Annotated in this window: 18 protein-coding genes; 4 read left to right on the top strand and 14 right to left on the bottom strand. The window is 53.1% G+C overall.

Annotation, left to right across the window (positions count from 1 at the left end):
* Positions 1 to 5: 5 nt before the first annotated feature.
* From A4Z71_RS05980 to A4Z71_RS06000, 5 genes are read right to left on the bottom strand one after another with little or no spacing between them, the layout of a single operon-like run.
* A complete protein-coding gene (locus tag A4Z71_RS05980; protein ID WP_070954997.1) occupies positions 6 to 1,208 on the bottom strand; it encodes an NAD(P)/FAD-dependent oxidoreductase in 1,203 nt (400 codons plus the stop codon).
* Between the two features lie 20 nt (positions 1,209 to 1,228).
* On the bottom strand, positions 1,229 to 1,420 hold the full coding sequence (locus tag A4Z71_RS05985) for a ferredoxin (protein ID WP_070954998.1): 192 nt from the start codon (positions 1,418 to 1,420) through the stop codon (positions 1,229 to 1,231).
* Positions 1,421 to 2,296, bottom strand: a complete 876-nt coding sequence (locus A4Z71_RS05990) for a fumarylacetoacetate hydrolase family protein (RefSeq protein WP_070954999.1) — start codon at positions 2,294 to 2,296, stop codon at positions 1,421 to 1,423.
* A complete protein-coding gene (locus tag A4Z71_RS05995) occupies positions 2,289 to 3,200 on the bottom strand; it encodes a DODA-type extradiol aromatic ring-opening family dioxygenase (protein ID WP_070955000.1) in 912 nt (303 codons plus the stop codon). Before A4Z71_RS05995 ends, A4Z71_RS05990 begins: the two co-directional genes overlap by 8 nt.
* 3 nt (positions 3,201 to 3,203) lie before the next feature.
* On the bottom strand, positions 3,204 to 4,667 hold the full coding sequence (locus A4Z71_RS06000) for an aldehyde dehydrogenase (RefSeq protein ID WP_070955001.1): 1,464 nt from the start codon (positions 4,665 to 4,667) through the stop codon (positions 3,204 to 3,206).
* A 90-nt stretch (positions 4,668 to 4,757) separates the two neighbouring features.
* On the opposite strand from A4Z71_RS06000, the gene A4Z71_RS06005 reads away from it, so the two are divergent.
* On the top strand, positions 4,758 to 5,462 hold the full coding sequence (locus A4Z71_RS06005; protein WP_202816201.1) for a gamma-glutamyl-gamma-aminobutyrate hydrolase family protein: 705 nt from the start codon (positions 4,758 to 4,760) through the stop codon (positions 5,460 to 5,462).
* Positions 5,463 to 5,482: 20 nt separating this feature from the next.
* Here A4Z71_RS06005 and A4Z71_RS06010 read toward each other — a convergent pair whose 3' ends face one another.
* Positions 5,483 to 5,980, bottom strand: coding sequence for a MarR family winged helix-turn-helix transcriptional regulator (locus A4Z71_RS06010; protein WP_070955002.1), 498 nt, complete (start codon positions 5,978 to 5,980; stop codon positions 5,483 to 5,485).
* Positions 5,981 to 6,145: 165 nt separating this feature from the next.
* Between A4Z71_RS06010 and A4Z71_RS06015 the strand changes: the two genes are divergently transcribed.
* Positions 6,146 to 7,393 carry a cytochrome P450 gene (locus tag A4Z71_RS06015; RefSeq protein ID WP_070955003.1) on the top strand — a complete coding sequence of 416 codons (1,248 nt, stop codon included), beginning with the start codon at positions 6,146 to 6,148 and terminating at the stop codon, positions 7,391 to 7,393.
* An 88-nt stretch (positions 7,394 to 7,481) separates the two neighbouring features.
* Here the strand turns inward: A4Z71_RS06015 and A4Z71_RS06020 are convergent, their stop codons facing one another.
* On the bottom strand, positions 7,482 to 8,189 hold the full coding sequence (locus A4Z71_RS06020) for a type 1 glutamine amidotransferase (RefSeq protein WP_070955278.1): 708 nt from the start codon (positions 8,187 to 8,189) through the stop codon (positions 7,482 to 7,484).
* Positions 8,190 to 8,323: 134 nt separating this feature from the next.
* On the opposite strand from A4Z71_RS06020, the gene A4Z71_RS06025 reads away from it, so the two are divergent.
* Entirely contained in the window at positions 8,324 to 9,676 is a 1,353-nt protein-coding gene (locus tag A4Z71_RS06025; RefSeq protein WP_070955004.1) for a glutamine synthetase family protein, read from the top strand.
* Positions 9,677 to 9,779: 103 nt separating this feature from the next.
* Here A4Z71_RS06025 and A4Z71_RS06030 read toward each other — a convergent pair whose 3' ends face one another.
* The gene (locus A4Z71_RS06030; protein WP_070955005.1) at positions 9,780 to 10,592 is read right to left on the bottom strand and encodes an acetoacetate decarboxylase family protein; all 813 of its coding nucleotides are present in this window, start codon (positions 10,590 to 10,592) and stop codon (positions 9,780 to 9,782) included.
* 178 nt (positions 10,593 to 10,770) lie between these two features.
* Here A4Z71_RS06030 and A4Z71_RS06035 point away from each other — a divergent pair, with 178 nt between their 5' ends.
* Positions 10,771 to 12,273 carry an APC family permease gene (locus tag A4Z71_RS06035; RefSeq protein ID WP_070955006.1) on the top strand — a complete coding sequence of 501 codons (1,503 nt, stop codon included), beginning with the start codon at positions 10,771 to 10,773 and terminating at the stop codon, positions 12,271 to 12,273.
* 86 nt (positions 12,274 to 12,359) lie between these two features.
* Here A4Z71_RS06035 and A4Z71_RS06040 read toward each other — a convergent pair whose 3' ends face one another.
* The 6 genes from A4Z71_RS06040 to rpoC form a co-directional block, all read right to left on the bottom strand.
* Positions 12,360 to 13,295, bottom strand: coding sequence for a pirin family protein (locus A4Z71_RS06040; RefSeq protein WP_070955007.1), 936 nt, complete (start codon positions 13,293 to 13,295; stop codon positions 12,360 to 12,362).
* 70 nt (positions 13,296 to 13,365) lie between these two features.
* Positions 13,366 to 14,556: an elongation factor Tu gene (gene tuf / locus A4Z71_RS06045; protein WP_070955008.1), complete on the bottom strand. Its 1,191-nt coding sequence runs from the start codon at positions 14,554 to 14,556 to the stop codon at positions 13,366 to 13,368.
* A 111-nt stretch (positions 14,557 to 14,667) separates the two neighbouring features.
* Positions 14,668 to 16,770, bottom strand: coding sequence for an elongation factor G (gene fusA / locus A4Z71_RS06050; protein WP_070955009.1), 2,103 nt, complete (start codon positions 16,768 to 16,770; stop codon positions 14,668 to 14,670).
* Between the two features lie 101 nt (positions 16,771 to 16,871).
* Positions 16,872 to 17,342 (bottom strand): 30S ribosomal protein S7, encoded by a 471-nt coding sequence (gene rpsG / locus A4Z71_RS06055; RefSeq protein WP_070955010.1) that lies wholly within the window; start codon positions 17,340 to 17,342, stop codon positions 16,872 to 16,874.
* A 5-nt stretch (positions 17,343 to 17,347) separates the two neighbouring features.
* Positions 17,348 to 17,719 carry a 30S ribosomal protein S12 gene (gene rpsL, locus A4Z71_RS06060; RefSeq protein ID WP_070955011.1) on the bottom strand — a complete coding sequence of 124 codons (372 nt, stop codon included), beginning with the start codon at positions 17,717 to 17,719 and terminating at the stop codon, positions 17,348 to 17,350.
* Between the two features lie 198 nt (positions 17,720 to 17,917).
* A complete protein-coding gene (rpoC, locus tag A4Z71_RS06065) occupies positions 17,918 to 22,135 on the bottom strand; it encodes a DNA-directed RNA polymerase subunit beta' (RefSeq protein WP_070955012.1) in 4,218 nt (1,405 codons plus the stop codon).

A 22,135-nucleotide genomic window follows, 5' to 3' on the forward strand; every position in this document is an offset into this window, starting at 1 on the left:
TTTACCTATCTCTCAAACTCTTTACGGTAACCCTGAACTACCGAACGAAGACCAATGCCGGCTACGCCGACAAGAACATTATTGCGGCGATATTCAAACACGCAGTCGCCGCTAATCTCACCCTGAACCAGTTGGATGTCATCGGCCAACCCAAGTAAGCCAAAGGCCAGAATGTGCATGTCGAACTGATCGCTCCAGAACGATGGAATCGGTTTGAACGGTTTAGCCAGCAAGTCAGCCAGGCTTTCATCGTTCTTGCTCTGCGCAGCAATGATCTGGCCAACATGCTTGGCGCACTCGGTCGGAATATTCCAGTGCTCAACCCGTCTCGGGGTTGAATCAAAAATCGGATTTGGAAACTTCGCGATGTCGCCGACCACGAAAACGTTTTCCCAGCTGCTACCCGACTCTTTCAAAGCTCTAAGTGAAGAGTCGGTCTCGATACCGTCGCTGTTCACGATGTCGTTGCCATCAAGCCATTCGGCATTGGTGTTCGAGCCAATCGCCTCGATAAAAACATCGCACACTAAGGTTTCGCCACTGCCCAACTGCACCGCAGTCACCCGATCGGTACCGACCAAGTCATCGACCTCGGTTTCCATCAGAAAACGAACACCGTTTTCTTCTTGACGACGCTTCACCTCAGCGGCGAGCGCCTCCCCTAGCGGACGACGAATTGGCAGTTTTCCGGGTGCTACCACGGTAACTTCGCAACCGAGTTTGCGCGCGGTCGCAGCGGTTTCGCAGCCGATAAAACCGGCTCCGAGAACAACCACTTTGGTGCCGGGCTGCAATTCGGAGCGCAGTGCTAGGGCGTCATCGAGCGAGCGGATTACGTGGCGACCGATTTCAATATCGTTGGGATATTTTTGTCGCTTCGGACGCAATCCGGTGGCAATAACCAAAGCCGAATACTCAACTTTTTCGCCACCGTCGATGGTGACGGTTTGAGCTTCGAGATCGGCTGAAATTACTTTTTTGCCCAGCTTCCAGACCACATCTTCAACCGCAGGCCGAATCGGAAAAGCCACCGCTTCGTGGCTTACCTCTGCGGCCAGCACCTCTTTAGAAAGGGGCGGGCGGTTGTAGGGTGCGTAGGGCTCGTCACCGATGGCAACAATTTCTCCGAGGTAGCCAAAACGTCGCAGTGATTCTGCTGTTCGCAGCCCTCCCATAGAGGCGCCAACGATTACAACTGGCTTAGACATTTATAACTACCCGTGAAAAATTAGTCGACGATAAAAATTGCCTGCATTGGGCAGACGTCAATTGCTGCCTCGATGTTGGCGCGCTCTGAATCGTCAGCGGTCGCGGTGTACTCGAGCTTGTCATCCTCGTTGAGGCGGAATACTTCTGGAGCTTCGAATACACACTGGCCATAGTGCTGGCACTTGGTCATATCAACATTGATTTTGATCATTTACTTTTCCTCTACAGTCGATGGGTATAGGTCTTTGGATGGGGTGCGGATTCCGCGGAATTCCCAGTCGCCACCGAGCGCCGTAGAGATAACCTCTTCGCTCTCGGTTGGCTGGGCACCAACGTCGGCTCGAATACCGGTTGGACCCACAACAATGCGGTTGGTCAATCGACCTAGGCCTTCAACTTCAACCTCGACAACATCACCTGGAAATACCGGGCGAGAGTTGGCGGGGGTTCCTGAATAGAGCATGTCGCCAGGCAGCAAAGTGATGGTGCGAGCGATGTCGGCGACTAGGTAGTGCATGTTCCACTCCATGTTGTCGGTGTTGTCTTCTTGACGGACTTCACCGTTTACATAGGTGCGAATGGTTTTGTTGCGGAAATCCCAGTCGGTAACCAGGCCTGGACCAACCGGCGCCAAAGTGTCTGAGCCTTTCACGCGCAACATCGAACCGGCATCGGTGTCTCTGAAGTCGTGCAAGCCAAAGTCATTGCCCACCGAGTAACCGGCAATGTAGTCGCCAGCTTCTTCTGGTGAAATGTTGCGGCAGGTTTTGCCGATCACAATTACGATTTCGCCTTCGTAGTTCAACCACTTGCAACCATCTGGGCGAACAACTGCACCGTTGTGCGAGTTGAGCGCGGTAACCGGCTTCATGAAATAGGTAGGTGCTGGCGGCAACTTGGTCATGAACTCTTTGGTGCGAGAGTCGTAGTTCAAATGCACGGCGATGATTTTGGTTGGCTCTGCGGGTGGCAGGTGGTGCGCATCTGAAATGGCAACCACGCGACCGTCCGGGGCAATAAGTTCTTCACCACGGCGAACTACCTGCACCGGGTAGCCGTCAAGCAAAATCCGACGATATTCAGTCACGAGAAAGCACCAAATCCTTAGGCTGAGGGAAGCCACCTTCTGGCTTGGGGAACCAGACGTGCACCTGACCGGTGCCCACCGAGTTTTCATACTCGCTGTAAAGCTCTCCCTTTGCGGTGAGTGCCTCTTCGCCCAACGCACCAGCCATGGCTAGGTAGTGGAAGAATCCCGCTTCAGGCTTGTACTTTCTGAAGTTTTCGAAGTCGTCAAGAATTGCGGCGTGGTCGCCGTTCTTCATCCACTCGAGTACCTGCAGATCGTAGGCGTAAGCCTCTGGCGAGTAAATGTGAATTGGGTCGCTGGCCTCGTGCTTGCGTAGGTCACGCAATTTGTGGAAGGTGTGCGACAGTGCACCCGAACCAACGATCAAAACTTTGCGGTCGGTTTCGCGAATTGCTTCACCAATGGCTCGACCAGCGCGAATGAAGTCTTCTGGGGTTGCGGTTTGGCAAACAGACATGCTGATCCAGCGCTTTTCATCTAGCCCACGACCTAGGTAGTGCCAAAGGTTTATCGTGGCGTAGAAAATTGGCAGGTGAGGGTCGGCAATTGGGGTGATCCAGGTGCCGTTCTTCTCATCCTTTGAGGCGATTGCCTGAGCTAGCTCAGGGTCACCCTTGATTGAATAAGGGATTTGGGTCATGCCGCGAGGAAGCTCTTCCGAGGTAAACAAACCTGAACGCTCGGCAGCCGAGGTGATGACGAATTCGACGGTGGTTGCCCAGTGTGAGTCGAGCACAATAACTGTGTCGTAATCGAGGGTTTCGAAGACATCCTTGCGGAGTTTCTTGAGCCCTGGCACCAAACTGATTTCTTTGCCATCGTTCAGATCTTTACGAACTGCCTCAGGCAACATAATCGTTGGGACGTGGGCAAGGATTGCTGCACCTACTACTTCACCCATTTTTTATTCCTTCCATCCGTTTGGTGAAAACACCGTGTTCTTTACATCAGCGTAGAAATCAAATGACCAGGTTCCGCCATCGCGGCCAATACCTGACTTGCGAGAACCACCGAATGGTGCTCGAAGATCACGAACAAAGAAGCAGTTGACCCAGATGGTTCCGGCAACCAATTTGTCGGTAATTTTTTTAGCGTGCTCGCGGTCGCCCGAAACAACCACTGCGGCGAGGCCAAATTCGGTACCGTTAGCCATCTCGAGGGCTTGTTCATCATTGCTAAAGGTCTGCATGGCCAATACCGGACCAAAGATTTCTTGAGTAACGATTTCGCTGCCCGGAGTTGGGTCTTTCACCAAAGTTGGCTTGAAGTAGAGGCCACCCAAATCTGAGTTTGGGCCACCACCCATGACAATGTTGGCGCCCTCATCTTTAGCGCGGTCGACGAAGCCTTTGATGCGGTCGAAGTGAACCTGGTGAATCTGAGGACCGATATCGGTGTCTTCATCGCGGGGGTCACCCTGCTTTAGAGCTGCTGCCTTTTCGGCGAATTTTTGAGCGAACTCATCGGCAACTGACTCGTGAACCAATATTCTTGTGCCGGATAAGCACACCTGGCCGGCGTTGTCATACTGCTCAACTGCCAAAGTGGCTGCCAAATCAAGGTCTGCGTCTTCAAGCACGACCAGTGGGCTCTTGCCACCCAACTCAAAACTAACCGGGGTGAGGTTATCGGCTGCGGCGTGGGCGATGATCTTCGCAGTTGGTACCGAACCGGTAAATGAAATTCGTGAAATCTCTGGATGCGCGGTCAGTGCTGCCCCAGCCTCACGACCGAAACCAAAGACCACGTTGAAAACTCCGTCGGGAATTCCGGCCTTCTTGGTTAGGTCTGCAAAGAAGCTAGCGGTAAGTGGGGTCCACTCGGCCGGCTTCAAAACTACTGTGTCACCGGCGGCAAGGGCAGGGCCAATTTTCCAGGTGGCCAACATTAGCGGTGCGTTCCAAGGAGTGATCAGCACAGCAACACCCGATGGATCCCAAGAAACGTTGTTGGTGTGGCCGCGGGTTTCAAAAGGCTCGTGGTGCAACTGGTTGATTGCCCAGTCGGCAAAGAAACGAATGTTCATAGCCACGCGAGGCATCACGCCACGACGGTGCGAACGCAACAGAGAACCGTTGTCTAAGGTTTCGATGTTGGCTAAAACTTCGATGTTTTCTTCGATCAGGTCGGCAAGCTTGAAAAGTAGCTCGCCGCGCTTTTGTGGGCCCATGTTGGCCCATTCCGGGAAGGCAGCCTTTGCTGCTTTCACGGCCAAGTCGGCGTCGGCAGCATCACCGCGAGCAAATTCACCCAGAAAGGAGCCATCAATTGGTGAAGTGTTCTTGTAGGTATCTTTAGCGGCAACTCGCTGACCATTGATGTAATGGCGCGTGTCGATGTCAACACCAAAAACATTGACAGTTGTCATATCTCGATACTCTCCTATGAGTTCATTCGGATGCTAATGAATTACATTACGCCATAGTATGTAACAGTAAAGCCAGGATTTATAACAATTTTGGAGGCAATCATTTCCGCTAATCGACCACGCATTGCGATTTTGGGTCGCTTTGCCGACAGCACCTCAGTAACCCGCTATGCCGGCCTGGTAAATGCCAGAAGACTGGTCGAAGGAATCTGGGCAGCCGGCGGTGAACCACTAACTTTGTTGCCAGTTTCGGGATCCGATTGGGCTAGCCGACTCGAGGGCATAGACGCGATTGTGATGCCTGGCGGTTCGGACGTGAACCCCGAGAGATACGGTCAAAAGCCACAAAGCGACGAGCTTTACGGCATCGATGACCTGCAAGACGAGGTTGACCTTAGCCTGGTGAAGTACGCCCTTGAAACCGGAATTCCGCTGCTGAGCATTTGTCGGGGTTTCCAAATCACCAATGTAGCCTTGGGCGGAACACTGGTTCAAGATATGGAAGTGCACCACCGACACCATGTTGCGCCGGTGACGATAGAGAAGTACCTGACCGAACTCGGGCTTTCATCGCCGACCGTCGAGGCATCCTGTTATCACCACCAGGTAATTGATCAGGTGGCACCGGGGGTTGAGGTTATTGCCCGTTCGGCCGAGGGCCACATCGAAGCGGTGCGCTACCCGTCAAAGGGCTGGGCATTCGGCGTGCAGTGGCACCCAGAAGACAATTTCGACACCAACCCGCAACAGCTGGAATTATTTCAAGCGCTGGTGCGCGAGGCACAAAAGAACTAAACACCCAACCTTCTAGCGGGCTAGTTCGAAGCCGCGTACTCGGTGATTAGGCGCAGTGCTTCAGCAACTTCTTTTTTTCGCTTCGATGGCAAGACCGAGGCCAGGCTGCTTTCTTGCTCGTTAAATTCTGGAAACAGGGTGTCCATCATCTTGCGACCCTTGGTGGTTAGCTTCACCAAAACCAAACGGCCGTCAACCTGACTCTTTTCGCGGGTAAGCAATTTGCGCCCTTCGAGGGTCTGCAACACTCCGGTCAAAGTCGCCTTGGAAAATCCGCCCTCTTCGGCGATCTGCCGAGTTTCGATTGGCTCCCAGATCCAGACCACCCAAAGCACAACAAATGCAGTCCAGGAAAGTTCGTGCTGGTGCAACACTGTGCGTTCAAAATGGTTTCTGGCAGCGCTGGCGGCGCGAAACAGGTTAGAAACTACTGCCATAGATTCAAAGTCGAGTGTTTTGCTGGAGAGACGTTCGGTAACCTGACGTTCGGTCTCGGCCAAGGTATGAGTTCCTGCCAATTCGACCCCTCTATGCGTTTGTGAGTTGCTCTATATCGTTACAGTCTGAACCAGCGGTTCAAAAAATCATCGTTCTAAATATAACTTTTTAGTGAAGTTCTTCTGGGAAGTGCTCAAAACTCACTATTGTGAGATTGTTAGCATCCGAACGATTCAGGAGCCGAGATGACCTCAGCGTCGAGTATCAACCTCACCAATTTAGACCTTTTTGAAAAAGGCGCCCCCTGGGAGACCTTTGCCCAGCTGCGAAACGAAGCACCAGTGCACTGGTCTGAAGAGGAAGCTCCCAACAGCGGCTTCTGGTCTGTAACCGGCTACCACGACATCGTCAAGGTTCTTCGCGACCCAGAAACTTTCACCAGTTCTCACTTCACCAACCTTGAAGAAGTAGATGCCGAGCAAGAAGAAGCTCGACGCTCACTGCTGGAGACCGACGGTAACCGTCACCGCGCACTTCGACGTCTACTGCAGGGCCAGTTCACCCCTCAAGCAGTTGCTGTTTACGAGACCTTCTTGCGTGGCCTCACCGCCACCACCCTGGACAACGCATTTGCCAAGGGTACATTCGACTTCGTCAGCGATGTCGCTGCCGACTTCCCAATTCAGGTTTTGGCTAAATTACTCGACGTCCCAGAGGGTGACACCGGTCAGCTAATTGAATGGGGAAACCGCATGATCGGTTTCGACGACCCAGAACACGCTGACATTTTGATCAGCGACCCAGAGAGCGAAAAATACCGCCTAGTGCCATTCCGCTCTCCTGCCGCTCTAGAGGTTTTTGCCTACGGCGACGAGCTAGCTCGTCAGCGAAGAGGCAAAGACGGCACCGACTTGGTTTCAGTCCTGGTGAACTCACCAATGTCTGACGGCATCCCGCTTTCAGAGCGCGATTTCCACACCAACTTCTTGCTTTTGGTTGTGGCCGGAAACGAGACCACTCGTCACACCATCACTCACACCATGAACAACCTGATCAACAACCCAGATCAGCTTGCTTACCTGCAAGAAAACCCAGACATGATTCCTTGGGCGGTTGAAGAATTCTTGCGCTATGCCAGCCCGGTTTACCACTTCAGAAGAACCGCCACCAAGGATGTTGAACTAAACGGCACCAAGATCAAGGCCGGTCAAAAAGTGGTCACCTGGTTCGCTTCGGGAAACCGCGACGAGAAGGTGTTCGAGAACCCAAACAAGATGGATGTCACTCGTAATCCAAATGAGCACATGACCTTCGGTCGTGGCGGACCTCACATGTGCTTGGGTAACGCCTTAGCCCGCATCGAACTTCGCGTAATGTTCGAAGACTTGATCGGTCGCATCTCGAGCATGGAGAAGGTCGGCGAAATGGACTTCTTGCGCTCAAACTTTGTGCACGGCATCAAGCGCATGCCGGTGAAGGTAAATCTTCGCTAATCGCGAGAAAGAAAAGTGGCGACCCAATTTGGGTCGCCACTTTTTTGATACTGCGCCTAGCGGGCAGCATCAGCGAAGGGTCTGAAAGCTAAGCCTTGACAACCTGCTCGATGAAAGCGTCGACCAATTCATAGGTTCTAGCGGTCGCGGCCTTCTCTTCGGCTAGCGTTTGGGCAATCATGATTTCAGGGTCTTGGCCGTCAGCGATCACGTTTTTGGTGCCACCCCAGTCGAGCCAATCGCGCAGCGAAGCCGCAGTCACCTCGGGGTGAAACTGCACGGCCAAAGCACGGTTCAAAATAAAAGCTTGCGAAGCGATTGGGTTACGAGCAATTTCAACGGCACCCGGTGGCAACTGCCAACGGTCATAGTGAAACTGGAACCACGGACCGTTTGAAACCAAATCTGGGCGGTCGCTCCAAATTGTCTTCCAGCCAATTTCGCACTGCGGCCCCTTTGCCACCGACCCACCCATCGCTCGCGCAATAAGTTGTCCGCCAAAGCAAATTCCGAGTACCGGCTTGTTAGACGAGACAGCCTCGCGGATCCAGGCCAATTCTGGCTGCAACCAGTTGCCGATGCAGGCATCATCCCAGGCGCCCCAAGGGGCCCCCATTGGCACAATCAGGTCGTAGTCATCCAGCGATGGAAAAACAAATTCAGCCTCGTTTGGGGTGCGAAATTTTTCTTCCGGTACGACCAAAGCCTCGATAGTGTCATAACCGTGGTTACGCAGTCTTTCAGAAACTGGCCCGGTGGGACTCACATGGTCGTGCTGAATGAACAGTGCCTTCACAGTCATGCCTCTTTTCATTTGATTACGCAAATGTAACGCTTTGCGTAATTCGCTCTTTCGCCTGTTTCCAAATATTAGTATTTCGTTTGAGTCCTAACGATTTTGTTAGCACTTATCGTTATCAAGGAGTTGCAATGAAGCAAGACCTGGTCGCCTTGCGTGAAGACCTAAAAAGCCGTGGAATCGATGTTCTTCGGTTTATCTATTCAGACGTCATCGGCGTCACAAGATCGAAAGATGTGCTTGTCTCTCAGTTAGATAAAGCCGCCCACAACGGCCCAGCATTTTGCCAAGGCGTTTGGGTAACCACAACCCGCGGTGGTGTGCTAGACGGCGGCAATATTGCCACCGATGGCCTTCAAGACATGGTCAGTCAGCTTGACCCAGACACAATTACCCCAATGCCTTGGGAACCGGGCGTTGCCTATGTTGTGGTCGATGCCAAAAACCCAGACGGCACCAAGAACCTGTTCTCACCTCGCGGCGTCTTGCGCAAAATTGTCGAAGAATACAACGCCATCGGCCTTAAGCCTGTGGTTGGCCCAGAACTAGAGTTCTATATCGCCGACCGTACCCCTGAGGGTGGCTTCAAACGTTCGCTAAAGCAGACCGGTCGCGTTTACACCACTGGAGCAATGGTTGACCCTAACGGCACGTTCCTGCACCTAATGCGAATGCTTGACCAGATGAACATCGGTGTCTTCGCTGGAAACCACGAATTCAGCCCAAGCCAGTATGAAATCAACCTTTGGCACGGCGACGCCCTCAACGGTGCCGACCGTACCTTCATGTTCAAGACCGCAATCAAGGACATCGTGGCTCGCACCGGCCAGCACGCAACCTTCTTGGGCAAGCCTTGGAGCGACGAGAGTGGCAGCGGTTTCCACCTGCACTTCTCGGTCACTGACATGAATGACAACAACGTGATGCACGACGGTTTGGGAAACCTCTCCGAAACTGCTCGCAAGCTAATTGCCGGTTTGGTTGAAAACGCAGGCGGCTTGGTTGCATTCACCAACCCAACGGTCAACGCTTTCAAGCGCTTGGGCCCAGACACCCTTGCTCCGTATCGCGCAAACTGGGGTTACGACAACCGCAGCTGCATGGTGCGCATTCCGCCAGAACGTGGCGGCGGAACTCGTCTAGAGGTTCGCGTGGGCGATGGCGCTGCAAACCCATACCTGGTGATTGCTGGAATTTTGGCAGCTGGTCTAGATGGAATCAAGCGCAACCTTGAGTGCCCAGACGATGCAGTAGGCATGGCCTACGACAACGAGGCTGCAGCAATCTTGCCAGGCACCTTTACCGAGGCCCTCGATGAGCTTGAGAAGAACGAGCGTCTTCGCGAGAACATGTCAGACGAACTAATCGATGTCTTCCTAGTCATGAAGCGCGATGAAATCGAACGCTACAACGCCGAGGTTGGCCCACTACACGGTCGTACTGTAACCCAGTGGGAGATCGACGAATACATGGAAGACTTCTAAGTCTTCAAAAACCCGAGTTTTCTAAATACTCAAAAACTAAACCCTCGCCCAAGGGACGAGGGTTTAGTTTTAGTAGGAGTTTTTAGTGTGAGGTTTTTAGGTCTTAGATGTTCGGGTTTGAGTTGTCTTTGACCAAGGTGCCGCCGTTGAAGGTAACGCCGACCTCGCGGAAGTAACCGCCCAAGATCTTTTCGACCGGCAAAATCGAGGCAAGCTCGTCCCACTGTGAATCGAACAAATCTAGCTCAGCATCGCCTTCCCAAGCCTGGCCCAAATCTGCATCCTGGCTGCTCATGGTGATTAGCTGGTCCATCGAGTTGCCCAAACCTGGGGTAATTGATGGCATCCAGCGGCTGTGTAGCATTGGGTGACCGTTGACGAAGCCGTTGCCGTCGCTTGGCTTACGCAGAGTAACCACTGCGCTAGCTAGGCGGTGGTCGTAGGCCGAAATGCTGGCACCAAACTTTGAACCGGCTTCGAGGCGTGGGGTGGCGACACCCCGGTTGTAAACGCGAGTTGAGTAAACCGATCCGAGTTTCTTTGGGTAACCCTGGAAGAAACCGCGAGCCAAAGCGAAACCACTGGTAACCCAGATAGCAACGCAGCGAGAGTAGGTCTTGCCCTCATACTTGCAGCGAACAACCACGAAGGCCTCCATGTACTGAGCGCGGCTTGGGTCTAGAAGTTCTTCTTTGGTTACACCACAGGACTGCCAGTCAGCCCAAATGATTGCCACAGCGCCCGGGTGCTCGTCAGCCAACTCGATGCCCTCAGGCAGCAGGGCCTTAACGTTGGCGGGGTCGGTCAAGTATTCAACGGTTAGTAGGGTACCCGAGTAGTACCAGGGCATCTCTGGTGCAATCGCACTCTTACCGGTTGGGGTCTTTGGGGCTAAAAATCCTTTAAGTTCACTCATAGTAGTTAAGAATAGCTAATCATTAGGACACGAACGAAAGATGGGATTTCGGCTTTATAACAATTAGGCAAAGCCTGGCCAAAAACAGCCTGCAAAGTTGAAATGAAACGGGAGTTTCGCCACGCTTAGAACAGGTCGTTCGGATAAGAACGATTCGTTACTCAATGAGGAGAATTTGATGACTTCTGAGCAAAAAACCGGCTCGCTGAAAAAAGGCAAGCTCGGTGTTCTTGGAATTGTATTTTTCGTAGTCGCAGCTTCGGCTCCACTGGTTGGTATGACCGGAGCTGTGCCGGTTGCCATGCTTGCTGGTAACGGTGCTGCAACACCGGGCGCCTACCTAGCAGTTGGTCTAACCCTGCTACTTTTCAGCGTTGGTTATGCTGCGATGTCCTCGCGCGTCACCAACACAGGTGCGTTTTTTGCTTATGTTGGACGCGGTCTCGGTAAGAACGCCGGTGTTGCTTCAGCCTTTGCCTCAATCGTCGGTTATGTAACCATCCAGTTGGCCATCTATGGCTTCTTCGGTGGCCTAATGTCGATTCAGATTGCCGGATTAGGCCTTGACCTGCCTTGGTATGTATGGTCAATTTTGGCCTGGGTGTTGGTTACTGCGCTATCGCTACTGAGCGTTGACATCGGCGCCAAAGTACTCGGAGTTCTGATGGTTCTCGAGCTGCTCTCTCTGATTATTACCGCGGTTGCCATCTTGGCCAACGGTGGACCTGAGGGCTGGAACCTGGGAGCATCATTTAGCCCCGACTTGATCTTTGCCGGCGGTTTTGCCGGAACTGCTGGTATTGCCCTAGCGTTTGCTGTCGCCTCATTTATTGGTTTCGAAGCCACAGCTATTTACGGTGAAGAGTCTGTTGACCCTAAGCGTTCTGTGCCAAAGGCAACCTATTGGTCAATTGGAATCATCGCTGCGCTATTTGCCATCACCTCGTTTGCGATGGTGACCGGTATGGGTGCTAGCAAGATTTTCGATGAGGTTATTGCCCGTTCATCAATCGACGGTGTTCCACTAGCCGACCCAGCGGCCGTGCTGTTCAGCCTTACCGACCAGTACGTAGGTTCGTGGATGGTGACTATCATGAGCTGGCTAGTTGTCTCGTCGCTGTTCGCTGGTTTGCTAGCCTTCCAGAACGCTACCTCACGCTACTTCTTTGCCATGGGTCGCGGTGGCGTCTTGCCAGCTCGCCTTGGCAACACCAACAAAAAGGGTGCTCCTGCTGGCGGTGTGATTGTCACCTCGGTTTTGGCCTTGTTGGTAATGGTCTACTTCGCAATTGCTGCCCTAGACCCAATTCTCAACCTCTTCTTCTGGATGAGCTCGGTGACCGCTATTGCCATCATTTTTATTGAGATTTTGGTTTCAATCGCCGTTGTCGCTCACTTCATGAAAGAGGGTGGCGCTAATGTCTGGAAAGCCAAGGTTGCGCCAATTGGTGCAGCAATTCTGCTTGCCATCGGCGAATATCTGCTGATGTCACGCTTCAACTTGCTATCTGGCTTGGTGCCGGAAGGTGTGGACCCTAGCCTCCCTGAAAGTGCATTCCAATTGAGCACCTTCGGTTGGATTTTGGTGCTGTCGCCATTCATCGCTGCGGCCATCGGATTCATCTGGGCTGCAATCAACAAGAAGGAAAACGAAGAACTGGTTCGCGACATTCTTTCGTAAGCCAAAACCAAAAAGTGTGGGTGCCGATTTTCGGTGCCCACACTTTTTTAACCAAGATCTGCTTTACTCAGCCGAGATAGCTGCGGCTAGCGCGGGTTCAACCGAACCGAGGGTAACTCAGGTGCCGGGATCCACCCGCCAACAAGGTCATCAAACTCGGCAAACCTGGTCAAACCTGCCGCGGTCAACTGCTCGTCTGACTGGCCGTCGCGAACATTCCACTCGCGACGCGCTTGAGCGATATCCTCGTGGGTTCGACCGATAAAGTTCCACCACATCAGGATTCGCTCACCGAAAGGTTCACCGCCTAATAGCAGCAGCGTGGCTGGCTCGGCACCGGTTTGCAACTCGATTTGCCCAGCACCCACCTCAAAAAACTCCATGGCCGAGATGTTAAGTGGATGGCCGTCAACAGTTACGCCACCTTCGACCGAAAGTAATCCGTGTTCAAAATTTTCGGCAAGCGACAAACTAACTGTTTGATTCGGTTCAAGGCGCAGCTCAGCGCCCATCATCGGGCTAAAGATTTTGGTTGGGGCTGACACTCCCCCGAAACTGCCTGCCAGCACGGTAGCCTCACCAGCGACCTCCGCGGCTGAATTATTCAGAGTAACTTTTGGTAGGTTGGCCTGGTGCTCAAATTCGGGGGCAACATCAAGTGCCGAACTCGGCAGTGCCACCCAGAGCTGCACCGCGTGCAAACGCTCTGGGCCACGAAGTGAAAGCTCACTGTGTGCAATTCCGCGCCCAGCGGTCATTAAATTTAGTTGACCGGGATGAATGTGCTGGATTGAACCAATCGAGTCTCGATGTTCAATCGCGCCCTCCAGCAGCCAGGTAACGGTCTGCAAGCCGGTGTGCGGGTGGGCAGCCACGACCATGCCGTCGGTCTGCTCGGTTGGCCCAAAATGATCGACAAAACACCAAGCCCCAACCATTTTCAGATCTCGATGCGGCAGGGTTCGTCGAACCTCGACCCCGGTTCGAGTCGTGAGCTTGACTGGGCGAGGTTCGATAATCACCCGTTTAGCCTAACCCGCATAAAAAAAGACCCGAGCCGAAGCCCGGGTCTTTTTAGAGTTTTTACAGAAACTACTTGGTGATCTTGGTCACGGTTCCTGCACCAACGGTGCGGCCACCCTCACGGATAGCGAAACGTAGACCCTCTTCCATAGCGATTGGCTGGATTAGCTCAACTGCCATCTCGGTGGTGTCACCAGGCATAACCATTTCGGTTCCTGCTGGAAGGGTGATTACACCGGTTACGTCAGTAGTACGGAAGTAGAACTGTGGACGGTAGTTTGAGTAGAACGGGTTGTGACGGCCACCCTCATCCTTTGAAAGGATGTAGACGTTTGCGTCAAAGCCGGTGTGAGGAGTGATCGAACCAGGCTTAACAACAACCTGGCCACGCTCTACGTCTTCACGCTTGGTTCCACGTAGCAATAGACCTACGTTCTCGCCGGCCTCTGCGTAGTCGAGAAGCTTGCGGAACATTTCGATACCGGTAACGGTGGTCTTCTGCTTCTCGCGGATACCAACGATCTCAACTTCGTCGTTCACGTTGATCTGGCCACGCTCGATCTTGCCGGTGATAACGGTTCCACGACCAGTGATGGTGAAAACGTCTTCAACTGGCATTAGGAATGGCTTGTCTAGGTCGCGCTGAGGCTCTGGGATGAACTCGTCACAGGCGTCCATAAGCTTTAGAACTGCTTCGCCCCATGTTGCGTCGCCCTCTAGAGCCTTTAGACCTGAAACGCGAACAACAGGAGCGTCGTCGCCAGGGAACTCGTACTGGTTTAGAAGGTCGCGGATTTCAACCTCAACCAACTCTAGGATTTCCTCGTCGTCAACCATGTCTGACTTGTTCAGAGCAACAACGATGTAAGGAACGCCAACCTGACGAGCAAGAAGTACGTGCTCCTTGGTCTGAGGCATAGGACCGTCGGTTGCTGCTACTACAAGGATGGCACCATCCATCTGAGCTGCACCGGTGATCATGTTCTTGATGTAGTCAGCGTGACCTGGAGCGTCTACGTGTGCGTAGTGACGCTTCTCAGTCTGGTACTCAACGTGTGAGATGTTGATGGTAATACCGCGCTGCTTCTCTTCAGGAGAGTTGTCGATCTGGTCGAACGCGTAAGAAGCGTTTAGGTTTGGGTACTTGTCGTGAAGTACTTTGGTGATCGCAGCGGTCAAAGTGGTCTTACCGTGGTCGACGTGACCGATGGTACCAATGTTGACGTGCGGCTTGGTGCGCTCGAATTTCGCCTTAGCCATTATGGGTCCTCCTCAGGACTCGTCGTTATTCATCGGACAGGTTTTGCCCGAAGAGTTTTTGGGGTTTACAGACTTTTAATCTTAGTTGGTCTTGCAGCAGTTGCGAAACTACTACTCGCCCTTGCTCTTCTGAACGATCTCGTCGGCGACAGCCTTTGGAACCTCGTTGTAGGTTTCGAAGGTCATCGAGTAAACCGCACGACCCGAAGTCTTCGAGCGTAGGTCACCGACATAACCGAACATTTCAGACAGTGGAACTAGGGCGCGAACGACCTTGACGCCAGAGGCGTCATCCATCGACTGAATCTGACCGCGTCGAGAGTTCAAGTCGCCGATTACGTCACCCATGTACTCTTCTGGGGTACGTACTTCGACCGACATGATCGGCTCGAGCAAAGTTGGAGCAGCTAGACGTGCAGCTTCTTTATAAGCCATCGAACCAGCAATCTTGAACGCCATTTCTGACGAGTCAACATCGTGGTACTGACCATCTAGCAAGGTAGCCTTTACGCCCACTACTGGGTAACCGGCAAGGGTTCCGACCAGCATGGCGTCTTGGATACCAGCGTCAACCGAAGGAATGTATTCACGAGGAACACGACCACCGGTGACAGCGTTAACGAATTCGTAGATCTTGTCGCCTTCTACATCCATTGGCTCAAGAGAGATCTGAACCTTAGCGAACTGACCAGAACCACCGGTCTGCTTCTTGTGGGTGTAGTCGTACTTGTCGACCTTCTTCTTTAGAGTCTCGCGGTAGGCAACCTGTGGCTTACCGACGTTGGCCTCAACTTTGAATTCACGACGCATACGGTCGACAAGGATGTCGAGGTGAAGCTCACCCATACCCGAGATAACGGTCTGGCCGGTCTCGTGGTCGTGCTCAACACGGAAGGTTGGGTCTTCTTCAGAAAGCTTCTGAATTGCGATACCGAGCTTCTCTTGGTCGCCCTTGGTTTTTGGCTCGATAGCAACCGAGATAACAGGCTCAGGGAAGGTCATCGACTCTAGAACAATCTGGTTGTCTGGGTCGCAAAGGGTGTCTCCGGTGGTGACATCTTTTAGACCGATGGCTGCATAGATGTGGCCAGCGGTAACCGAATCAACCGGGTTTTCTTTGTTGGCGTGCATCTGGAAAAGCTTTCCGATGCGCTCTTTCTTGCCCTTGGTTGAGTTAACAACCTGGTCGCCCGAGTTAGCTGCACCCGAGTAAACACGGATGTAGGTTAGGCGGCCGAAGAATGGGTGCGAAACTACCTTGAAAGCAAGGGCAGCAAATGGAGCTGAAGCCTTGGCTTCGCGGGTTAGACGCTTCTCTTCGTCGCGAGGGTCGCCACCTTCGATTGAAGGAACGTCTAGCGGTGAAGGTAGGTAGTCGATAACTGCGTCGAGCATCGGCTGAACACCTTTGTTCTTGAAGGCAGAGCCACAAAGAACTGGGTAAATCTCTGAGCTGACGGTTAGCTTACGGATGGCTGCCTTGATTTCAGCAACGGTTAGCTCTTCGCCACCGAAGTACTTCTCCATGAGAGCTTCGTCGGTCTCGGCAACGGTCTCGAGTAGCGCGGTGCGGTACTCTTCGGCTTTGGCCTTGAGGTCGGCTGGGATCTCTTCGATGTCGTACTTGGCACCCATCTCGACGTCTCCGCGCCAGGTTAGAGCCTTCATCTCTACGATGTCGACAACACCTTCGAAGGTTGACTCGGCACCGATTGGAATCTGAATAACTAGAGGCTTAGCACCAAGGCGTTCGATGATGGTCTTGACGGTGAAGTAAAAGTCTGCACCTAGCTTGTCCATCTTGTTGACGAAGCAGATACGAGGAACGTCGTACTTGTCGGCCTGACGCCATACGGTCTCAGACTGAGGCTCAACACCCTCTTTAGCGTCGAATACAGCAACTGCACCGTCGAGCACGCGAAGTGAACGCTCAACCTCAACGGTGAAGTCAACGTGTCCTGGGGTGTCGATGATGTTGATCTGGTTGTTGTTCCAGAAACAGGTGGTTGCAGCCGAGGTAATGGTGATACCGCGCTCCTGCTCCTGCTCCATCCAGTCCATGGTTGAGGCACCATCGTGGGTCTCACCGATCTTGTGGTTTACACCGGTGTAGAACAGGATTCGCTCGGTTGTGGTGGTTTTACCAGCATCGATGTGAGCCATGATGCCGATGTTGCGAACCTTGTTTAGGTCGGTAAGCACGTCTTGTGCCACGGGGTCCTCCGAAAGTTTGTTTTATTAACTGTTTGAAAAAGTACATCCGCCCGATTAACCCGAGGTGAACAACCTCTTTGCAATCGAGCGGATGCGCGCTCTTACCAGCGGTAGTGAGCGAAAGCCTTGTTTGACTCGGCCATCTTGTGGGTGTCTTCGCGACGCTTTACAGCTGCGCCAAGACCGTTTGATGCGTCGAGGATCTCGTTCATCAGGCGGTCGGTCATGGTCTTTTCGCGACGAGCCTTTGCGTAGCTAACCAACCAGCGCATAGCTAGGGTGTTGGCACGGTGTGCCTTAACCTCAACTGGCACCTGGTAGGTCGAACCACCGACGCGACGTGAGCGAACCTCAACCGTTGGGCGGATGTTGTCTAGAGCCTTCTTGAGCACTGCAACAGCCTCGGCACCTGACTTGTCTTTGGCGCCCTCTAGAGCACCGTAAACAATTGCTTCAGCTAGTGACTTCTTGCCATCAAGCAAGATTTTGTTGACTAGTTGTGAAACTACTGGCGAACCGTAAACCGGGTCGGCTACTACTGGACGCTTTGAAACTGGACCTTTACGAGGCATTTAAATTACTTACCCTTCTTGACACCGTATTGGCTGCGAGCCTGCTTACGGTTCTTAACGCCCTGGGTGTCTAGCGCACCACGAACGATCTTGTAGCGAACACCTGGTAGGTCTTTCACACGACCACCGCGGACAAGCACCATTGAGTGCTCTTGAAGGTTGTGGCCTTCACCCGGGATGTAGGCGGTTACTTCGATGCCGTTGCTTAGCTTGACACGAGCTACTTTACGCAGCGCCGAGTTTGGCTTCTTTGGTGTGGTGGTGTAAACACGGGTGCAAACGCCGCGACGCTGTGGGCTCTGCTTTAGAGCAGGCGCTTTGGTCTTGGTGACCTTAGGGGTGCGACCCTTGCGGACCAACTGCTGAATTGTTGGCACTACTTCTCCTTGTTAAATCTGGCCGACTTTTAGCCAGAGCTTGTGTTGATAACAACTTCTTTGGCGCACCAGATTGGTGCTACTAAAGATTCTTTGAGCCCACCGGAGCATTTATCTGCTAGCAAGGGCAAGCATGTGCACTAGCACACGCCTGTCCAAGACTATCGAAGATGCTCCGGCGGGTCAAATAGTTTTTTACTACTCCTCGGTCGAGTAAGACTCGATCGAGGTGAAGCTGAGGTCTGTGGCGTTGAAGTCGTCTGAGAAATCGTTGTTCTCAGCGCCTGCAGCCCACATGCGGTTCGGGTAACGCTCGGCCTTTGCCTCTTCGGTTGCCTCTACCTTGATGTTGCGGTAAACAGGCAGACCGGTTCCGGCTGGGATGAGCTTTCCGATGATGACGTTCTCTTTTAGACCAACTAGTGGGTCTTCGCGACGGTCTAGAGCTGCCTGAGTTAGAACTCGGGTAGTCTCCTGGAACGAAGCGGCCGATAGCCATGACTGAGCAGCTAGCGAAGCACGGGTCATACCCATAACTTCTTGGCGAGCAGAAGCAGGCTTCTTGCCCGAAGCTAGCGCGGCGCGGTTGATGTGAACGAACTTGTTGCGGTCAACAATTTCACCAGGCAGCATTTCGGTGTCGCCCGAGTCGATCACGGTTACCTTGCCAAGCATCTGACGAACAATAACCTCGAGGTGCTTGTCGTGCAGTGGTACACCCTGTGAACCATAGATGGCCTGAACACCACGGATGATTTCGGCTGCTGCTTCACGAGCACCCTTCACCATCAAAACCTCGTGAGGAATTGGAGTTCCGTCAACTAGGTAGTCTCCAGCTTTGACAACTTCACCCTTTTCGACCAAAAGGTCGTCGATGTTGCTAACCGAGGTGATCGGAGCGAACGGTGACAACTTCTTGAAGGTCTTTGAGGTGGTGCGGCTGAATGAGTACTGGTTAGCTAGCGCCTCAGCCTCTTTTTCAGCGGCTTCACCCTGTGGGCGAACGTAGATGTCAAACTTCTTGGTGCCACCCGACGTAGGAACCTCGACGATGTCGACCACACCAGGCCAGAATGCCATAACGGCAACCTTGCCCTGCTGACGCCAACCAACACGGGCTTCAAGCAAGTCGGTTACACCGTTTAGACCCTGGGTGATGTCGTAAGAGATCAGACGCTCAACACGAACCTTCTGACCACCGATTGACTTAAGAATGGTCTGCTTCTTCGCTGAAGATGCAGCACCACCGGTGTGGAAGGTACGCATGGTTAGCTGGGTTCCAGGCTCACCGATTGACTGTGCAGCGATGATACCGATTGCCTCACCAAGCTCGACAGCGTCGCCGGTTGCCAGTGAGATGCCGTAGCAAAGTGCACAAACACCCTGCTCTGCCTCACAGGTAAGCACCGAACGAACATTGACAGCCTCGACGTTGGCAGCCTTGAAAGCATCTACTAGCTTCTGGTCGACCGACTGGCCAGCCTTAGCAAGAGTCTCTTTGCCGACAACAACATCCTGGTTCAGGGTACGGTGCAGCACCGAAAGTTCGATGGTCTGCTCATCCCAGTTGCCGTCTGCATCTTTCAAAGACTTCTCAAGACCCTTAGTGGTCTCACAGTCGGCCTCGCGAACGATAACGTCTTGAGCAACGTCGACTAGACGACGGGTTAGGTAGCCGGCAGCCGCAGTCTTCATCGCGGTGTCGGCGTTACCCTTACGGGCACCGGTTGCGTTGATGAAGTACTCGTTGGCGGTAAGACCTAGCAGGTAGTTACCCTTGACCGGCATCGGTGCGAAGTCACCGGATGATGTTGCCACCGGACCACGCATACCAACAATCGAACGAATCTGTAGCCAGTTACCGCGGGCACCCGAGGTAACCATCTTGAAGATTGCGTTGTCTGCAGGAATCGACTCTTGCAGCATGTTCTGGATCTCGTTGGTCTTCTTGAACCAAAGCGCACCCAGCTCGTCACGACGCTCGAGGTCTGACTTTAGACCGTTGTCGAACGCTTCCTGGATCTTGGTGTGCTCTTTTTCAGCGTCGGCAATTGCCTTAGCGCGAGCCTTGTCGAATGCACCCGAAGCGTCGAAGTTTGCGTCGGCGATTGACATCGAGACACCCGAACGAGTCGCCCAGTAGAAACCAGCATCCTTGATGCGGTCTAGAGCCTGAGCCACGTCAACGCGGGTGAACTTCTCGACAAGCTCGGTCACGATGCGACCGATTTCTTTCTTGCCAACCTGACCTTCGTAATACTCATAACCCTCTGGCAAGGTTTCGTTGAACAGTGCGCGACCCAAAGTGGTCTCGCGAAGCTCAACCTCACCGCTGCGAATCAAACGAAGCTTGATTTTGGCCTGAAGGTCTAGAGTGCGGTTGTCGAAAGCCATCTGTGCTTCAGCAATCGAACCGAAAGCGGTTCCTTCGCCGGTAGCACCCTCTTTTAGACCGGTCATGTGGTACAGACCAATGATCATGTCCTGGGTAGGTACTGCAACTGGGCGGCCGTCTGAAGGCTTCAAGATGTTGTTCGAAGCAAGCATCAAGATGCGAGCCTCAGCCTGAGCCTCTACCGATAGCGGTAGGTGAACAGCCATCTGGTCACCGTCGAAGTCTGCGTTGAACGCAGCACAAACAAGTGGGTGAAGCTGAATAGCCTTACCTTCAACCAACTGTGGTTCGAAGGCCTGGATACCCAAACGGTGCAGGGTTGGTGCACGGTTTAGTAGCACCGGACGCTCGCGAATTACCTCTTCGAGAACACCCCAAACCTGTGGACGTGAACGCTCAACCATGCGCTTGGCGCTCTTGATGTTCTGAGCTAGACCAAGGTCGACTAGACGCTTCATTACGAAAGGCTTGAAGAGCTCTAGAGCCATAAGCTTTGGCAGACCACACTGGTGCAGCTTCAGCTGAGGACCAACAACGATAACCGAACGACCTGAGTAGTCGACGCGCTTACCTAGAAGGTTCTGACGGAAACGACCCTGCTTACCCTTTAGCAAGTCAGATAGCGACTTGAGAGCGCGGTTACCGGTTCCGGTCACGGCACGACCGCGACGTCCATTGTCGAACAGTGCGTCAACAGCCTCTTGAAGCATGCGTTTTTCGTTGTTCAAGATGGTCTTTGGCACAGCACCAAGGTCGATGAAGCGCTTTAGACGGTTGTTGCGGTTGATGACACGACGGTATAGGTCGTTTAGGTCTGAGGTAGCAAAACGGCCACCGTCAAGCTGAACCATCGGACGGATCTCTGGTGGAAGTACTGGAAGTACGTCTAGAACCATTGAAGTCGGAGGGGTGCTTGAGTTGATGAACGACTGAACAACCTTCAGACGCTTGATTGCCTGAGTCTGCTTTGAACCCTTGGTGGTAGCAATCTGCTCGCGTAGTTCAGCAGCTGCTGCATCAAGGTCGAACTCGGCTAGCACGCGCTGAACTGCCTCGGCACCGATTGCGGTGTCGAAGTATTCGCCGAAGCTGTAGTCGAAGTGGTCGAAGATGACGTCGTTCTGAATAAGTGCGCCTGCCTCAAGTGACAGGAATAGACGCCAGGCCAACTGCTCTTTCTGCAGGTTGGCTGGACGCTCGACGCGTGCGTATTCTTTGACGATCTTGTCGGTCTTCTTGCGGAACTCTTCTTTTAGCTTCTTGAGCTCTTTTTCTTCGGCCACACTGCGGGTGACTTCGGTCTCGTCGACAACATCGCTGTCTTCTTCTAGAGCGGCAAGAGCCTTCTTGTTCCAGAAACCTTCTGGGTTCTTCTCTTCGGCGTCAACCAACTGCTCGATTGACTTAGCGAAGGATGATTCAACCCACTGAGGTGCTTCCCAGAGCTTGACTGCTGGCTCAAGAGCTAGGCCCTTGGCGGTTAGCGCGTCGTACTCTGCCTGAGCAACAGAAAGCATCTCTTCTAGGCGGCTGTCTAGCAGGGTGCGCACACGAGAGACGTAGTCTTCTTTGATTAGCGCAGCATCTAGAGTCTTGTCTTCGTGGTGAACCGACATTACTCGGTAAGCAGCGAAGTAGATGATCTTCTCAAGGTCTTTTGGTGCCATGTTGAGCAAGTAACCCAAACGTGAAGGCACACCCTTGAAGTACCAGATGTGAGTAACCGGCGCTGCAAGCTCGATGTGACCCATGCGCTCACGACGAACTGAAGACTTGGTTACCTCGACGCCACAGCGCTCACAAACAATGCCCTTGAAGCGAACACGCTTGTACTTTCCACAAGAACATTCCCAGTCCTTGGTTGGACCGAAGATCTTCTCACAGAAAAGGCCGTCCTTTTCTGGCTTCAGGGTTCGGTAGTTGATGGTCTCTGGCTTCTTTACTTCACCGTTAGACCAAGAGCGGATGTCATCCGAGGTTGCTAGGCCGACGCGTAGCGCACTGAAGTTCTGAACTTCCAT

Source organism: Candidatus Rhodoluna planktonica, assembly GCF_001854225.1.
GTDB classification, from domain to species: Bacteria; Actinomycetota; Actinomycetes; order Actinomycetales; family Microbacteriaceae; genus Rhodoluna; species Rhodoluna planktonica.

Excerpts from the sequence above, each read along its gene's own strand:
- A4Z71_RS06000 (WP_070955001.1), bottom strand. The coding sequence starts at position 4,667 with ATGACAACTGTCAATGTTTTTGGTGTTGACATCGACACGCGCCATTAC.
- A4Z71_RS06030 (WP_070955005.1), bottom strand. The coding sequence starts at position 10,592 with ATGAGTGAACTTAAAGGATTTTTAGCCCCAAAGACCCCAACCGGTAAG.
- A4Z71_RS05995 (WP_070955000.1), bottom strand. The coding sequence starts at position 3,200 with ATGGGTGAAGTAGTAGGTGCAGCAATCCTTGCCCACGTCCCAACGATT.
- A4Z71_RS05980 (WP_070954997.1), bottom strand. The coding sequence starts at position 1,208 with ATGTCTAAGCCAGTTGTAATCGTTGGCGCCTCTATGGGAGGGCTGCGA.
- A4Z71_RS05985 (WP_070954998.1), bottom strand. The coding sequence starts at position 1,420 with ATGATCAAAATCAATGTTGATATGACCAAGTGCCAGCACTATGGCCAG.
- A4Z71_RS06015 (WP_070955003.1), top strand. The coding sequence starts at position 6,146 with ATGACCTCAGCGTCGAGTATCAACCTCACCAATTTAGACCTTTTTGAA.
- A4Z71_RS06035 (WP_070955006.1), top strand. The coding sequence starts at position 10,771 with ATGACTTCTGAGCAAAAAACCGGCTCGCTGAAAAAAGGCAAGCTCGGT.
- rpoC (WP_070955012.1), bottom strand. The coding sequence starts at position 22,135 with ATGGAAGTTCAGAACTTCAGTGCGCTACGCGTCGGCCTAGCAACCTCG.
- A4Z71_RS06025 (WP_070955004.1), top strand. The coding sequence starts at position 8,324 with ATGAAGCAAGACCTGGTCGCCTTGCGTGAAGACCTAAAAAGCCGTGGA.
- tuf (WP_070955008.1), bottom strand. The coding sequence starts at position 14,556 with ATGGCTAAGGCGAAATTCGAGCGCACCAAGCCGCACGTCAACATTGGT.
- rpsG (WP_070955010.1), bottom strand. The coding sequence starts at position 17,342 with ATGCCTCGTAAAGGTCCAGTTTCAAAGCGTCCAGTAGTAGCCGACCCG.